The following is a 15,803-nucleotide window of genomic DNA, read 5'->3' as shown; positions in this document are numbered from 1 at the left end:
TATTGAGATAACAAAAGAGCACGACCGTGCGTTTATATAAGGAGATGTGATTATGAAATCGCTACACCGAATCGCAGTTGCTTCTGTCTTTTGCTGTTGCCTGCCGTTGGGGCAGGCCCAGGCTTCCGTGTTCAGCCTGTTCGGGACTTCAGCGTCCAGCGCCTACGCGCAAACCAAGTATCCGATCGTGCTGGTGCACGGGTTGGCCGGCACTTCCAAGTACTTCGGCGTGGTCGACTACTGGTGGCAGATCCCCAGCGACCTGCGCGCCAATGGCGCCACGGTGTATGTCGCCGATGTCGCCGCCTTCAACAGCGACGAACAGCGCGGCGAGGAATTGCTGAAGCAGATCAGCAGCGTGCTGGCCGCTACCGGCGCCAGCAAGGTCAACCTGATTTCGCACAGTCAGGGCGGCACTACTTCACGCTACGCCGCCGCGGTCAAGCCGCAATGGATCGCCTCGGTCACCACCATCGGCACGCCGCATGCGGGAACCCCGGTAGCCGACACGGTCAACATGACGCCCCAGGCCTTGAAAAACCTGCTGGCCGACGGCACTTCGATACTCGGGCAGCTGCTTAGCCTGTTCGTCGGCAATCCGCAGCCGCAAGATCCGCTGGCAGCCTTGAGCGGCCTGACCACGGCCGGTGCGGCGAATTTCAACCGTCTTTATCCCAGCGCCGGCGTGCCCGCCAACTGTAGCGTGAATGGTGCTACGTCCGAGGTCCGCAGCGGCAATACCCAGCTGCTGTATTCCTGGAGCGGCAACCAGGGCGGCACCAATATCCTCGATGTCACCGATCCGGTCATGGTGCTCGGCAGCGTGATCATCAAGACTGCCGGCGGCGGCGCCAACGATGGGCTGGTACCGGTGTGCAGCGCGCGCTTCGGCCGTGAGCTGGGCGTATACGGCTGGAACCACCTGGACGAGGTCAACCAGCTGTTCGGCCTGCGCGGCCTGTTCAGCGCCGATCCTGTGGTGACCATCCGCACCCAGGCCAATCGTCTCAAGACCGCCGGTCTGTAGGAGCTGCGATGCAGACCAGACACCGGTTTATGTTAGGGATGGCGGTGGTGGTGCTTGGTTTGCTTGCCGCAGCGCTGTTTTGCTCCCGCTCGGCGCAACCGGCAGCGGCTGCCGCCGGCACGCAAGCAGCTATTCCCGCCAACGCGGCGGACCGCTTCGGTCCCGGACAGTTGAATGCCGCCGTGAGCGACAATCTGCCGCCCGCCAGGGACACCAGCCCGCCGCCAGGGCTGGCGGTGGGCGCGGACCAGCATCTGCAAGTCAACCGCGCCTTGCGCGATGTCTTCGACTATTACCTGCTGGGCGGCTTGCCGGGTTCCCGCAGCGAACACATGGCGCAGTTGCTGGCTTACCTGAAGAGCAGCCTGCCGGCGTCGGCTTACGTCGACGGCGAACGGCTGGCGCGCGCCTATGTGGCGTATCTGGCGGCGCATGACGCGTTGCTGGACAGGCAAACTCCGCCGGCGCTTACCGCGGACAGCAAGATGGCGCCGCTGGATGCGGAGCGCATGGCAAGCTGGCTGGCGCAGTTGTCGCGCTTGCGCCAGGACACGCTGGGCATGGAGGTGGCGAGGATCTGGTTTGCCGATGAAGAGGCGGAATCGCAACGCATGCTGGCGGCTTTGCGCAGCGGCGTCAAGAGTGGCCTAAGCGCAGCCGATCCTGTGCAAAAGAGTTTTGACGATCTGCGCCAGTTGCGGCAGCAGGGCGCCAGCCAGCAGGCGCAGCGCGACATGATGGCGCAGCAGTTCGGTACAGCGGCGGCGCAGCGCTTCGACCAGCTTGGGCAGGAGGAACAAGCCTGGCAGGATCGCTACGCACAGTATCGCCAGGCCACCGACCAGATCCGCCAGCAGGCCGGCAGCGCTGAAGAAGACCGCAACCGTCAGATTGACGCTTTGCGCAACCAGACCTTCAGCGATCCGGCCGAACGCATGCGGGCGCAGGGGCTGGATCGCCGTTGAGACGGCAGAAAAATCGAATTGGGCCGTCATTCCCGCGAACGTGGGAATCCAAATTACTAAATATGGCGATGACAATGGATTCCCGCGTTCGCGGGAATGACGTTGGCGGCGCTTAGATGGGACAGAAGCTTAAGTGAGAGGAGTTTGTGCTCCGGGCAGGGTTGGCGTGTGCTCGGCGTGGCCGCCCTTGAAATAGCGCAGCGCCCGTTTGCCCCAGCTGTCCAGGTAGCTATAGGCCACCGGCACCACCACCAAGGTCAGCAGGGTGGAGGTGATGATGCCGCCGATCACCGCGCGTCCCATCGGCGCCTGGGTTTCGCCGCCGTCGCCCAGGCCCAGCGCCATCGGCAGCATGCCGAACAGCATCGCCAGCGTGGTCATCAGGATAGGGCGCAGGCGCACCTGGCCGGCCGCCAGGATGGCCTCGTACTGCGAGCGGCCGCCGCGCTGTTCGCGGTTGCTGAAATCGACCAGCAGGATCGCATTCTTGGTGACCAGTCCCATCAGCATGATGAAGCCGATGATGGAAAAGATGTTCAAGGTGCTGCCGGTGATCAGCAAGGCCAGGAACACGCCGATCAGGGAAAACGGCAGCGAGGCCATGATGGCGATCGGCTGCAGGAAGCTGCCGAATTGCGACGCCAGGATCAGGTAGATGAAGATCACGGCGATGCCCAGCGCCGCCAGCGCCGAGCCAAATGCCTCCTGCATGTCCTTGGTGCGGCCACCGACATCGAAACGGTAGCCGGGCGGCAGTTCTATCTGTTTGATCACAGCCTGCACCTCGGTGCCGACGTCGCCCGAAGGACGGCCTTCGACATTGGCGTAGATGCCGATGCGACGCTGCAGGTCCTGGCGCTTGATCACTCGGGGGCTGGAGGTGTGGACGAATTCAACCACCTGCCGCAGCGGCACCATGATCGGCTTGCCGTCGCTGTCGAGGTTGCTGCTGGCGACCGACAGGTCACCGAGGTCGGCGATCTTCTGCCGGCCGGATTTCGGCAGCTGCACATTGACTTCATAGTTTTGCCCGTCCGCCGCCAGCCAGTGGCCGTTGGCGTCGCCCGAGACGAACGGCCGCAGGGCGGCGCCGATCTGCTGTACGCTCAGGCCGAGGTCGCTGGCCAGGGTATTGTTGACCTTGATGGTGACTGCCGGGTTGGCCGCGGTCAGGCTGTTTTCGAGGTCGGTGATGCCCTTGATCTTGCCGATCTTCAGCATCACCTGGTCGGCGATGGCGCTCAGCTTGTCGGTCTCGGGGCCGAGGATCGCCACGTAGATAGGCTTGTCCCAGCCGACCGACAGCTCAATCCCGGGAATCGATTTCAGGCGCTCGCGGATATTCTTTTCCACTTCCTTCTGCGCGATGCGATGGCTGGTATTGCGATTGGTCAAAGTGAGATTCATGTCGGCCGCATTGCGGCCATCGTCGGTGCCGACGGTGGTGCTGATGGTCTCGATCTGCGGCATCTGGCGCAGCGCGTCTTCGACCTGGTGCATCTTGCTGTCGGTGTATGCCAGGCTGGAGCCGACCGGGGTCTTGAGTTTGAGCGCGATGAAGCCCTGGTCGGTATCCGGAATGAATTCGGTGCCGACCAGCGGCGCCAGGAACAGGCTGCCGACGAACAGCGCCAGCGCCAGGGTGAGCGTGGTCTTGCGCCATGCCAGGGCGCGCTGCAGGATGCGGCCGTAGACGCCGTGGATGCGCTCGATCAAGTGTTCGATGCCGGCCATCAGCCGTGCCAGCCAGGGCAGGCGCTGGAAGCGGTTCTCCGGCGGATCGGGCCAGATCGAGGACAGCATCGGGTCCAGCGTAAAGCTGACGAACAGGGACACCAGCACCGCCACCGTGACGGTGACGCCGAACTGCAGGAAAAAGCGGCCGATGATGCCCTTCATGAACGCTACCGGCACGAACACGGCGACAATCGCAAAGGTGGTGGCCATCACCGCCAGGCCGATTTCCTGGGTGCCGTCGCGCGCCGCGGCGACGTGGCTCTTGCCCATGTCCAGGTGGCGCACGATGTTTTCGCGCACCACGATGGCGTCGTCGATCAGCAAGCCTATGCACAGCGACAGCGCCATCAGGGTCATGAAGTTCAGGGTAAAGCCGAAAGCGTGCAGGGCGATGAAGCTGGCGATCACGGAAATCGGCAGGGTCAGGCCGGTAATGATGGTGCTGCGCCAGGAGTGCAGGAACAGGAACACGATCAGGATCGTCAGCGCCGCGCCTTCGAGGATGGTTTCCTTGACCCGATCGAGCGAGCTTTTGACGTTGTCCGAATTGGCATGGACGATCTTGATTTCGACATCCTTCGGCAGCTGCGTCTTCAGGACATCCACTTCATTGCGCACGCCATCGCCGACCGCGACGATGTTGGCATCCTGGATTTTGGTGATATCCAGGTTGATGGCACGCTGGCCGTTGAAGCGCGAAATCGAGGCTTCTTCGCGCTCGCCGTCGACGATCTGCGCCACCTGGTCCAGGTAGACCGGGGTGCCGCCGCGGCGGGCGACGATGATCTGGCCGAAGGCGCGCGGATCTTTCATCTTGCCTTCCAGCCGCACCAGCTGTTCGGAGGCGCCGCGGGTGATGAGGCCGGCCGGCATGTCCTGGTTGGTGCTCTGGATCGCATTCAAGACTTCGTCGACGCCGACTTTCTGCGCCGCCATCTGCTCCGGCTTGAGATTCACCAGTACCTGGCGGCTGACATTGCCGCCGACAGCTATCTTGGCGACGCCGGCCACCGCCTGCAGGCGCTTGACGATGATCTGTTCGGTCAGGGTCGAGAGGTCGCGCAGGCTGCGTGTGCTGGAAGTCACGCTGAGCGAAGCCAGCGGCTGGCTGTTGAGGGTGTCGCCGCGGACGATGAATGGATCCTTGGCGTCCTTCGGCATGCTGGGGCGGATCTGAGCGATCTTGTCGCGCACTTCCTGCACCGCGCGGTCCATGTTGACGCTCAGCTCGAAGGTCACCCAGGTGTCGTTGCGTCCTTCATATGAGCTGGAGAGGATGGTCTTGATGCCGCTGACCGAATTGATGGTGTCTTCGATCGGCTTAGTGATGTCGTTTTCGACCGCTTCCGGCGATGCGCCCGGGTAGCGCATTTCGATCAGCAGTCCCGGCGTCTGTATGTCCGGCATCTGTTCCAGCCCCAGTTCCTGGTAGGAGAACAGGCCGAGCACCAGCAAGGCCACCATCACCATGGTGGCGAACACCGGGTGGTTGATACTGATTTTGGTTATCCACATGGCGGTCGTATCCCTTAGCTGTTGCGCTTGGCGCTTTCCGCCATCTTGACCGCGCTGCCGGGCTTGACGCCGTCCAGCCTGACCACGATCACATGCGCGCCTGCCGCCAGGCCCGAAGTCACTTCGGCCAGGTTTTCATCGTCGTTGCGCAAGCCCAGCGTCACCGGCTGCGCCACGATCAGGTTGTTTTGCACCGTGTAGACCAGGTCGACGCCGTTTTCGCGGCGCAGTGCGCCCAGCGGCAGCAACGGCCGCACTTCCGACTTTTGCAGAGTGATGGCGCCCTTGGCGAACATGCCGCCTTTCAGCGCGCCGTCGCTGTTGTTGACCGCGATATACACCTTGATGGCGCGCGAACCGGCTTCGGTAGCGGGATTGACGCGCGTCACCTTGCCGGCGAAGCGGCGCTCCTGGAAGCCGTCCACCGCAAACGTCACGTCCTGGCCCAGCTTGACTCGCGGGATCTCGCTGGCCGGCACCTGGGCTTCCAGCGTCATCTGGCTCAGGTCCATGATGGCAAACAGCGGCGAGTCGGGCGAGACCTTGTCGCCTTGCTGGATTTCGCGCTTGCTGACGATGCCGGCGATCGGCGCGTGGATGGTGGCGTCATCCATCGCCCGCTGCGCGATTTCCAGCTGCGACGAGGCTGACTTGACTGCCGCTGCCGCCACCTCGACGCTGTTGTGGGCGGTATCGAAGGCATTTTGCGAGATGTATTTCTGCTTCAGCAGCATCTGGTTGATGTCGTGGTTCTTGTTGGCCAGCGCCAGTTTGGCCTTGGCTTCGTCCAGCGTTGCCTGCTGGCTGGCGTAGCGCGCCTTCAGGTCGGCCGTGTCGAGCTGGGCCATGACCTGGCCGCGCTTGACCTGCATTCCTTCGCGCACCAGGGTTTCACGGACTTCGGCGGCGACCTTGGATTTGACCGTGGCCTGCACCAGCGGCATCAGCGATCCCGACAACGGTAGGGTGATGCGTAGCTCCCTGGCGCCGATCAGCGCAACGTCGCTGGCAGCCAGCTCAAACGCATGCGCCTTTGGCTTTTGCGCCTGGTCATTGGCGGCCTGTCTGGCGTCGCTGTTCTTGCCATGCAGGGCGAGCCAGCCGCCGCCGCCAAGCGCCATGACCAGCAACAGGGCAAGCGGCTTGCGCCAGCCGATACGTGAACGCGACGACGGGGAAGGATTTGTCATGATTGCCCTGGTAAATGTGACAGGTCAGGAAAAAAGTTGTGGCATATTATGGAGGAACTTGCATGGCTGTGTAGAAACATTTTTGATGGAGCTTGGGCCTGGCCGCGATGATCCGCGGCCTGCCTGAATGTCAAACAGAGGGCTGCTGGCGGCCAGCCTGGAAACGCATGACAATTCCTGCAACTGTGTTGCAATTGGCTTGCAAGCAATGCCGGTTCGCGATTACACTCTCTGTTTGCGGTTCCGGATTCCTCAGGATTCCAATTCCGCTTATAAAACAGGTTTACACCGCATGCGTCCTCAAACCAGCCCAACCCAGCCAGCGCCGCGTCCAGCACGTGCGCTGGAGGCGTGCGCGGCCGGGCAGGGCGGGACGCCGGCTAAGCGCGGGGCGCCGCCATGCGCCTGATCGTCGAATCCCATTTCCATGCGCGGCGCCGCTTCAAGCTGCGTTTGCAGCAGTGCGCACTGTGGCTGGCGCTGGCGATCCTGGTGCTGCAGCTGGTCGGGATGGCCTTCCACAAGCACAGCCTGGCGGAAGTATCTTCCGACTGTATCAGCTGCGATCTGGCGGCCGATTTCCCGGCGCCGGTCCCGTCCACCCCGGTGCCGGTGCTGACGCCGGTACTGGTATTCGTCTACAGCAGCACCGCCGAACCGGCATATTCCTTTACTCCGGCGCAGAAACACTATCTGACGCCGCATTCCCAAGCTCCGCCATCCTCCCTGGTCTGACGTTCTGTTTTTTCTTTTGGCCTGAGGCTGCTTGACCCCAAGCTGCCTGTAGCGATTTTCCGTGCGCCCCGATCTCTAATTGGGGCCGATGCGGGAAATGCCGGCCGGGTTATTCGTCTTACCGGAGTTTGAGTATGAAAACACGCATGTTGCGCCGATTACAATTAAGCGCCCTGATTGCGCTCGCTTACGGCTTTGCCGGTTTTGCACCCGCCGTTGCCTATGCGCAGTCCGCCCCTAAACAGATCAGCGGCGCCGTCCACGATGCCCTCGGCCATCCTTTGCCGGACGCTACTGTTGCCCTGAAAGACGCTACCGGCAAAGCGGTAGGCACCACCAAAAGCGACCAGCAAGGCCGTTTCACGTTCAGCGACATCGCCCCCGGCAGCTACGCCATCAGCGTCGGCAAGCCTTCCTTCCAATCTGAGAACGGCACCGTCACCGTGGCCGACGAGAACGGCGCGACGGCGGACGTCACCTTGAAAGCCAGCCAGGCCGGCAAGGTCGATGCCGGCAATGCGGTAGTGGTCACCGCCGACCGCCTGGACCGGGCCCGCAACGGCATCCAGGTGGAGACCGGCAGCAGCATCTACCGTATCGGCCGCAAGGAAATCGCCGCCATGCCGCAAGGCGAAGACACGGCCTTCAATGAAGTGCTGCTGCGCGCGCCCGGCGTCGCCCAGGATTCCTTCGGCCAGCTGCACGTGCGTGGCGATCACGCCAATCTGCAATACCGCCTGAATGGCATCATCCTGCCGGAAAGCATTTCCGGCTTCGGCCAGACTCTGGATACGCGCTTTGTCGACAGCGTCAGCGTACTCACCGGCGCCTTGCCGGCGCAATACGGCTACCGCACCGCCGGCGTGGTCGATATCCATACCAAGACCGGCGAGCTGGCCGACGGCGGCAACATCGGTGTGCAGATCGGCAGCAACAATACGCGCCAGGTCAGCGGCGACGTCAGCGGCAGCACCGATTCCTTCAGCTATTACATCAACGGTTCGTTTGAAGCCAACAACCTCGGCATCGAGAATCCTACCGGCGCTTCCAGCGCCTTGCATGACCGTACCTTGCAAAACAAGGCCTTCGGCTATTTTTCCTATCTGCTCGATCCCGATACCCGCGTCAGCCTGATCCTGGGCAATTCGGACGGCCGCTTCCAGATACCGAACAGTCCAGGCAAGACTCCCGCTTTCCAGCTTGATGGGGTGAGCGACTATCCATCCGCCAGCGTCAATGAACGGCAGCACGAAACCAACCGCTACGGCATCCTCGCCTTGCAAGGGAAGATCGGCGCCGATATCGATTACCAGGTGGCCGCTTTCAGCCGCTATTCCAAAGTGCTGTTCGAGCCGGACCAGGTCGGCGACCTGCTGTACACCGGCGTCGCTTCGCGGGTATTGCGCACCGGCCTCGCGAATGGCCTGCAGGCGGACGGCAGTTACCGCCTGAATGCGAACCACACCATCCGCGCCGGCGTCAACTACACCCGCGAGAACTTGAAGAACAGCGACAATTCGCTGACTTTCCTGGCCGACGACAACGGCAACCAGCTCGCTACCCAACCGATCGCGCTGGCCGACAGCAGCCAGAAGACCACCAACCAGACCGGCTTGTATCTGCAGGATGAGTGGAAAATCAGCGACAAGGTGACCGTCAATTACGGCGCTCGTGCTGATTGGGTGAATGCCTACGTCACCGCCAGCCAGTTCAGCCCGCGCATCGGCGTGGTTTACCAGATGACGCCGCGCACCACCTTCCATGCCGGTTACGCCAGGTACTTTACGCCGCCTGCCAGCGAGCTGATCGGCTCCAGCACCATCGCCAGCTTCAACGGCACCACCAATGCTTCCGCCAGCAGCCAGAACGATCCGGTGCAGGCGGAACGTTCGGACTATTTCGACCTGGGCGTCAATCATCAGCTGACGCAGCACCTGACTCTGGGGCTGGATGGCTACTACAAGAAGGTCAAGAACCTGCTGGACGAAGGGCAGTTCGGCTCGGCCCTGTTGTATACGCCGTTTAACTACGCACAGGGCAAGGTCTATGGGCTGGAGCTGACCTTGAACTATCGCAATGGCGATCTGGGGGCGTATCTGAATCTGGCGCGCGCTACGGCTCTGGGCAAGAATATCGTGTCCGGCCAGTACAACTTCTCCCAAGACAAAATCGACTACATCTCAAGCAACTGGGTGCATCTGGATCACGATCAGGCAATCACCGCTTCGACCGGAGTTTCCTACGTGTGGCACGGCACCACCATGACTGCCGACGCCTTGTTCGGCAGCGGCCTGCGCAGCGGCTTCGCCAATACAGATCACCTGGCGGCGTATACCGAAGTCAACCTCGGCGCCAGCCACGTGTTCAGCGAGAGCCCGATCGGCAAGGTCACCACCCGCTTGAGCGTGATCAATCTGTTCGATAAGGTGTATGAAATCCGCGACGGTTCCGGCATCGGCGTCGGCGCGCCGCAGTATGGACAGCGGCGCGGTTTCTATCTGTCGATGACCAAGGCGTTCTAATTGAAGCCGGTTGTATAACTGAATCAAAGTGCTATGGCGAAGGCGGGGAGTTTGCTCCTCGCTTTTTTTTCATTTTTCAGGATACGCAATTTACATTTCATAATGTGAAAAATGCAAATGCATAGCACCATTTTAAAATTTCATTCTCAGAAATTTTATTCCACATCGCGAAATTTAAAAGTTAAGTAATTGAATTTAAAGGAAATAAAAAAACTTATATGTCTTATATAAGACATTGTTGCCGCGCACAGATAAGCCTACTATTTAGTCATCGGATTTGATTTCACTTTTTGTTTTTAACAGGAGAACGACGATGACTACACGTGAACAGCAAGTTGCAGCACTGGCCAAGGACTGGGCAGAGAATCCACGCTGGAAGGGCGTTACCCGCAATTACTCGGCAGAAGACGTAGTCCGTCTGCGCGGTTCGGTCCAGATCGAACACTCGCTGGCCAAGCGCGGCGCCGACAAGCTGTGGACGCTGCTGCACGAAGAGCCATTCGTCAACGCTCTCGGCGCACTGACTGGCAACCAGGCGATGCAGCAAGTTAAAGCTGGCTTGAAGGCGATCTATCTGTCGGGCTGGCAAGTCGCAGGCGACGCCAACCTGGCCGGTGAAATGTATCCCGACCAGTCGCTGTATCCGGCCAACTCGGTGCCGCTGGTAGTCAAGCGCATCAACAATACCTTCCAGCGCGCCGACCAGATCCAATGGTCGGAAGGCAAGAACGACATCGACTTCTTCGCGCCTATCGTGGCCGATGCAGAAGCCGGTTTCGGCGGCGTGCTGAATGCCTACGAACTGATGAAATCGATGATCGATGCCGGCGCTGCCGGCGTCCACTTTGAAGATCAGCTGGCTTCGGTCAAGAAGTGCGGCCACATGGGCGGCAAAGTACTGGTGCCAAGCCGTGAAGCGGTTGAAAAGCTGAACGCAGCGCGCCTGGCGGCAGACGTTTCGGGCACCTCGACACTGGTGATTGCCCGTACCGATGCCGAAGCGGCCGACTTGCTGACTTCCGACGTCGATGAAAACGACAAGCCGTTCCTGACTGGCGAGCGTACCGTGGAAGGCTTTTACAAGACCCGTCCAGGCATCGACCAGGCTATCTCGCGCGCGCTGGCTTACTCGCCATACGCCGACTTGGTGTGGTGCGAAACCGGCAAGCCGGACCTGGCGTTCGCCAAGAAATTCGCGGAAGCGGTGCACGCCAAGTTCCCAGGCAAGATGCTGGCCTATAACTGCTCGCCTTCGTTCAACTGGAAAAAGAACCTGGACGACGCCACTATCGCCAAGTTCCAGAAAGAACTGGGCGCCATGGGCTACAAGTTCCAGTTCATCACGCTGGCCGGTTTCCACGCCTTGAACTATTCGATGTTCAACCTGGCGCACGGTTATGCACGCAACCAGATGTCGGCTTTCGTCGAGCTGCAAGAAGCGGAATTCGCTGCCGCCGACAAGGGCTTCACCGCGGTCAAGCACCAGCGCGAAGTTGGTACCGGTTACTTCGATGCCGTGACCCAGGCCATCCAGCAAGGCCAGTCCTCGACGACCGCGCTGCACGGTTCGACCGAAGATGAACAATTCTTCGAAGCCAAGGTTGCTTGATTAGATTAATTCAGTAGAACGATCAGGTTTATTGAACGCCGGTCCGCCGGCAGAGCGCTGGTGTTATCTCGCCAGCGCTCCAGAAAGCCGCATCCCACAAGGGTGCGGCTTTTTTTCGTCGAAACTGCGATATCGATGTATGCGCGCGAGGTTTGAGGCGTCGTCCCACTTTATTGTTTTTTTGTGTGGCAGTGGCGACCAGATCATATGGATAGGGTCAGTTCCGCAGGTAAAGGAACAAACATCAATAAGATATTTATTTTCTTTCCAAAGGGCAAAGTATAATTTTCTGCGGAAATAGATGGTGGTTTTCTAGAGCGTAGTTAATTTAACGAACTGATATCGGGAATGAGGCTATGAAATGTAGGGCATCTGCAATTGTCTTATTCATTTTGGCCGGGGGGGCATTTTTTCTTTCGCTACAATTCGAGAGTAACAATTTTCTTATAAAACCTGCGTCTGCGTCATCCATAACAGCACGAACTCAAGACGGCAGTCCAGGGGTATTGAGCCTGATTGCGGGAAGCCTCGACGGGCCGGGCACGGCCGATGGCGACCGCTTGATCGCGCAGTTCGGTGACGGGCAAACCAGATACGGAAACAGACCCGTTGGCATTACGTCGGATGCGCGTGGCAATTTGTACGTGACCGACGTTAGCAGTCATACCATTCGTAAGATTAGCCCAGCAGGAAAAGTGACGACTCTGGCAGGAAAAGCGGGAGAGCCAGGCAACATCGATGGAACCTGGGCCAAAGCCCGATTCAATTATCCCAGCGGGATCGCCATTGATGCCAAAGGTACCCTATATGTCGCAGATACGGCCAATGACCTGATTCGCAAAATCAGTCCTTCGGGTGTCGTGACCACATTGGCTAGCCTGCAAAGGGCCAATGGCAATGGAGGAAAAAACACCCCGCCGGCGAGGGTCGAAATGACGTTCGACGCAAACTCCACGGGCGGCTCATATAGTACACAGGATGTGCGGGCGCAATCCCCGATGGGCATTGCGGTGGATGCCAAAGGTCAGGTGTATGTGGCTGTTACGTTCAACAACACGATTCTCAAGATCAGTCCAGATGGTGCTGTGAGTACGTTAGCTGGCCAGTCGCGCCAAACGGTTGGCAATATGGACGGCACCGGCGTGAATGCATGGTTCAATTTGCCGAAAGGTATTGCCGTCGATCGAGCCGGCATGGTGTATGTCGCCGATTACGGCAATGACGCCATTCGCAAAATTACTCCAGACGGTGTGGTGACAACGCTCGTTGGCAGACCAATGAATGAGGTAGTTCAGGTACCAATCGATGGCGCGGCAGCCGTCGCACGGATGCGCCACCCTGCGGGCGTCACGGTGGATGGCGCTGGAAATCTGTATGTCGCCGATGAAGGTTTTGAGATGGTTCGCAAGATTAGTTCTGAGGGTATGGTCAGCAGCGTGGCCGGCAACTACCAGCGTGGCGCTGTGGATGGTATCGGGAAAGACGCACAATTCGATGCTCCGACCGGTGTCGCGCTGGATCCGGCAGGTAACGTCTACATCGCCGACTCAAGAAACGCAGCGATACGCAAGATTAGTGTGGCAGGCGTTGTCACGACGGCGGCGGGCAGGATGAGGCGCGGCGGGGTGAAGGACGGGGTCGCCGCGGCGGCGCAATTTGATTCCCCATATGATCTTACTGCCGATAAGCAGGGTAATCTTTATGTCGCTGATACAGGGAACTCAATGATTCGCAAAATCAGTCCGGCTGGGCTGGTGACTACCATCGCGGGAACACATAAAGCTGTCTACACGAGTGACGATGGGAAGGCGACGGATTACGCCGGTGCGACTGGGATTGCAATCGATGGGGCGGGGTATCTGTATCTGGTCGATATGGATAATAACGTCGTTCGCAAACGGAGCCCCGCGGGCAAGATCACACTGCTTGCCGGCGTCCCCGGGCCGAGTTCTGGCAGCGTTGACGGCCCTGGGCCGATGGCCCGATTCAAGCAACCATTCAGGGTTGCGTTGGACTCGTCGGGCAATCTCTATATTGCCGACAATCAAACCATCCGCAAGATCGATTCCTCCGGCATGGTCACGACCTTTGCCGGTAAGGTAGAAGATCTAATAGGGAAAAGTGTCGACGGTACTGCCCGGAATGCGCGCTTCCGCAGTGTCGGTGGCATCACGATGGATGCTGCGGGAAATTTCTACGTCACCGACCAAGAAAGCATTCGGAAGATAACTCCAACCGGAGTTGTTAGCACCCTTGCTGGTCGCGCTGGCCATCCCGGCAATGCTGACGGTGTTGGTCCAAATGCGTCGTTTAATGCGCCAGGATCTCCAGTTATCGACGCTGCAGGTAACCTTTATGTATCAGACGGTGATACTACGATACGCAAAATTACTCCTGAAGGTGTTGTCACTACCGTGGCGGGTGTGGCTGGCAAACGCGGTCTCATGCTTGGGTCTCCTGGTCTTTTGGATAATCCGACGGGGTTGACCCTCATCGCTCCTAAAACCTTAGCGCTGACTAGCGCCAACGCCGTCCTCAAATTAACTTTGCCGTGAATCTTCGGAAGCGAATGGCTACTTTATTGTAAGCATTGGCGGCGGCGAGCTGGCGTTTTTGCCATCAACAACAAGTATTGACGAGTGCGCATCCGTTGCAATAAAAATGCGCCCTTACCAAGTGATTATTTTCTTAGCCCACAATTTATCTGGAGAGGCCACGCACGAGTGCCAGCATTGGGGGACCAGTATTGGTGGCAAATCTAGGTGGGGCCGCTTTCGCTGCATCGAATGAAGGAATTTTTGTGCAATCATTTAATCCTGAGCAATCAGCAACGAAATGGTCGTTGCTACGATGGATAGGGGGAGTCTTGCGATTTCCTGATTTTACGTGCAGCGTCGTACTCGACTCAGATAGAGTCAAGCACGAACACGTTTGACTACGGCTGGCCAATGAATGTGAGTGGCAAGGATTGGGTCAAACTGCGTATTCCCCAGGGCTACGGTTTTGGCAACGGTGCCGCCGATGCAATGGAAAAATACGTATATCCGAATGGTCGCCCGAAAAATTCTGCAGCCGTATCCGAGGAATTGTTGCTTTCGGCCCTCTGGCCTGACATGGCGTCTCATACACGGGAGACGGATGCTGAATTCAGTGTGGGGGGTGGCGGAAGAACGATGAATGTGCTGATGAGCTCGAGTGCAATAGACGCTTTCGACGGGAAGCACTATAACCGTTTGCAGACTTCGTTTAACGTATACGTCGAAGATGTCCGGCATGTGTGTACCTCCCCTGTTAATCCGGACGGAACTGCGAATGAGGTGGTATGTCATGACCGGATTCAACCGGACCAAAAGCTACCGAAATTTGGCCTCAAGTGCATGGGTATCGATTTTAGGAAATACCCGTGTATTCACGTGGCTGACTATGGCGGTCTTGCCCCGAATGACGTTTACTATGCGCAGGATGCGAGCAATGGCCTGCAGACTGTCATCACATGCGCTGCCGAGGAAGCCGAGGCCGTTGAGCAGGGACCGGTACGCTTCATTCCACATTGCCATCACGAATTTATATTTAAGCCATTGAATGCACTGGTGTCGATTCATTACCGACGTGAGTACCTCAAAGATTGGCAAGCGATTCAAGCTGCCTGGGGAAAGCTATTGCAGTCATTCATGGTGCAGCAGAAAACAATCGAAACCCCAGTTGCAAGAAAATAAATCATGGTAAATACCCTTAGCCAAGGAGAATTTCACAACCCTCCAGCAATTCGTCAATAAAGGGGGGCGCTTTGCTGGATACCATTTGATGGGGGCTGCATTGACACAACTCTACTTTGACGTATCGAGGGTACTGATCATGCGCTTACGGCTAAAACCAGTCAGGCAAAAATGTAACGTTATTTTCATTTGCAGGTAACTACACCGGCGGCAGCGGCAGCATGTTGGTCGCCTTGATTTCATCCAGGCAGACGCTGGAGCGGACGCCGCTGACGCCGCGCATGCGCATCAGCTTTTCCATCAGGAAGTCCGACAATTCCTTCAAATCGTGCGCGGTCACCTTCAATACATAGTCGAAGTCGCCGGTAATCGAGTAGCACTCCAGGATTTGCGGCCATTCGTTGATGGCTGTCTTGAATCCCGATAAGTCGTTAATATGTCCTTTCTCCATCGATACATGGACAAAGGCGATCACGTTCAGCCCCAGGCTGGCCGGGTTCAGCCTAGTTTCATAGCCGACGATGAAGCCGGCTTCCTCCAGCCGGCGATGGCGGCGGTGGCATTGGGGGGCGGACAGGCTGACGGCTTCCGCCAGCTCCAGATTGGATGCGCGGCCGTTCTGCTGCAGGAAGGTCAACATTTTGCGGTCGATTTGATCGATATCAATTTTGTGCAATTTATTCTCGATTTCTGGATTTGTGACGAAATTATATTTCATAACCGTATAAAAATCGGGCCCAACTCGCAAACCAATTTTCAGCGTTCAAAGCTATACTTTTTTCAAAAT

General features: G+C 58.5%; 10 protein-coding genes. 7 read left to right on the top strand and 3 right to left on the bottom strand.

The window, feature by feature from the left end:
• Positions 1-52: 52 nt before the first annotated feature.
• Together BCF11_RS00120 and BCF11_RS00115 are read left to right on the top strand one after the other, a co-directional pair.
• A complete protein-coding gene (locus tag BCF11_RS00120; RefSeq protein WP_098492933.1) occupies positions 53-1,027 on the top strand; it encodes a triacylglycerol lipase in 975 nt (324 codons plus the stop codon).
• Positions 1,028-1,035: 8 nt separating this feature from the next.
• On the top strand, positions 1,036-1,992 hold the full coding sequence (locus BCF11_RS00115) for a lipase secretion chaperone (RefSeq protein WP_098492932.1): 957 nt from the start codon (positions 1,036-1,038) through the stop codon (positions 1,990-1,992).
• 129 nt (positions 1,993-2,121) lie between these two features.
• Here the strand turns inward: BCF11_RS00115 and BCF11_RS00110 are convergent, their stop codons facing one another.
• Together BCF11_RS00110 and BCF11_RS00105 are read right to left on the bottom strand one after the other, a co-directional pair.
• Positions 2,122-5,244 carry an efflux RND transporter permease subunit gene (locus BCF11_RS00110; protein ID WP_098492931.1) on the bottom strand — a complete coding sequence of 1,041 codons (3,123 nt, stop codon included), beginning with the start codon at positions 5,242-5,244 and terminating at the stop codon, positions 2,122-2,124.
• A 14-nt stretch (positions 5,245-5,258) separates the two neighbouring features.
• Positions 5,259-6,434 carry an efflux RND transporter periplasmic adaptor subunit gene (locus BCF11_RS00105; protein ID WP_098492930.1) on the bottom strand — a complete coding sequence of 392 codons (1,176 nt, stop codon included), beginning with the start codon at positions 6,432-6,434 and terminating at the stop codon, positions 5,259-5,261.
• Between the two features lie 399 nt (positions 6,435-6,833).
• Between BCF11_RS00105 and BCF11_RS00100 the strand changes: the two genes are divergently transcribed.
• The 5 genes from BCF11_RS00100 to BCF11_RS00080 all read left to right on the top strand — a co-directional run bounded on the left by BCF11_RS00100 (position 6,834) and on the right by BCF11_RS00080 (position 15,016).
• Entirely contained in the window at positions 6,834-7,169 is a 336-nt protein-coding gene (locus BCF11_RS00100) for a hypothetical protein (protein WP_098492929.1), read from the top strand.
• A 146-nt stretch (positions 7,170-7,315) separates the two neighbouring features.
• Positions 7,316-9,691: a TonB-dependent receptor gene (locus BCF11_RS00095; protein ID WP_233212315.1), complete on the top strand. Its 2,376-nt coding sequence runs from the start codon at positions 7,316-7,318 to the stop codon at positions 9,689-9,691.
• 313 nt (positions 9,692-10,004) lie between these two features.
• Positions 10,005-11,300, top strand: a complete 1,296-nt coding sequence (aceA, locus tag BCF11_RS00090) for an isocitrate lyase (RefSeq protein ID WP_098492927.1) — start codon at positions 10,005-10,007, stop codon at positions 11,298-11,300.
• 356 nt (positions 11,301-11,656) lie between these two features.
• Positions 11,657-13,855, top strand: coding sequence for a hypothetical protein (locus tag BCF11_RS00085; protein WP_098492926.1), 2,199 nt, complete (start codon positions 11,657-11,659; stop codon positions 13,853-13,855).
• A 393-nt stretch (positions 13,856-14,248) separates the two neighbouring features.
• Entirely contained in the window at positions 14,249-15,016 is a 768-nt protein-coding gene (locus BCF11_RS00080) for a hypothetical protein (RefSeq protein WP_098492925.1), read from the top strand.
• Positions 15,017-15,215: 199 nt separating this feature from the next.
• Here the strand turns inward: BCF11_RS00080 and BCF11_RS00075 are convergent, their stop codons facing one another.
• Positions 15,216-15,692, bottom strand: a complete 477-nt coding sequence (locus BCF11_RS00075; protein WP_098497250.1) for an Lrp/AsnC family transcriptional regulator — start codon at positions 15,690-15,692, stop codon at positions 15,216-15,218.
• Between the last annotated feature and the right edge of the window lie 111 nt (positions 15,693-15,803).

This window comes from Collimonas sp. PA-H2 (assembly GCF_002564105.1).
Lineage (GTDB): Bacteria > Pseudomonadota > Gammaproteobacteria > Burkholderiales > Burkholderiaceae_D > Collimonas.
Note: the sequence above shows the minus strand (reverse complement) of the source record. Positions and strands in the feature narration are given on the sequence as shown.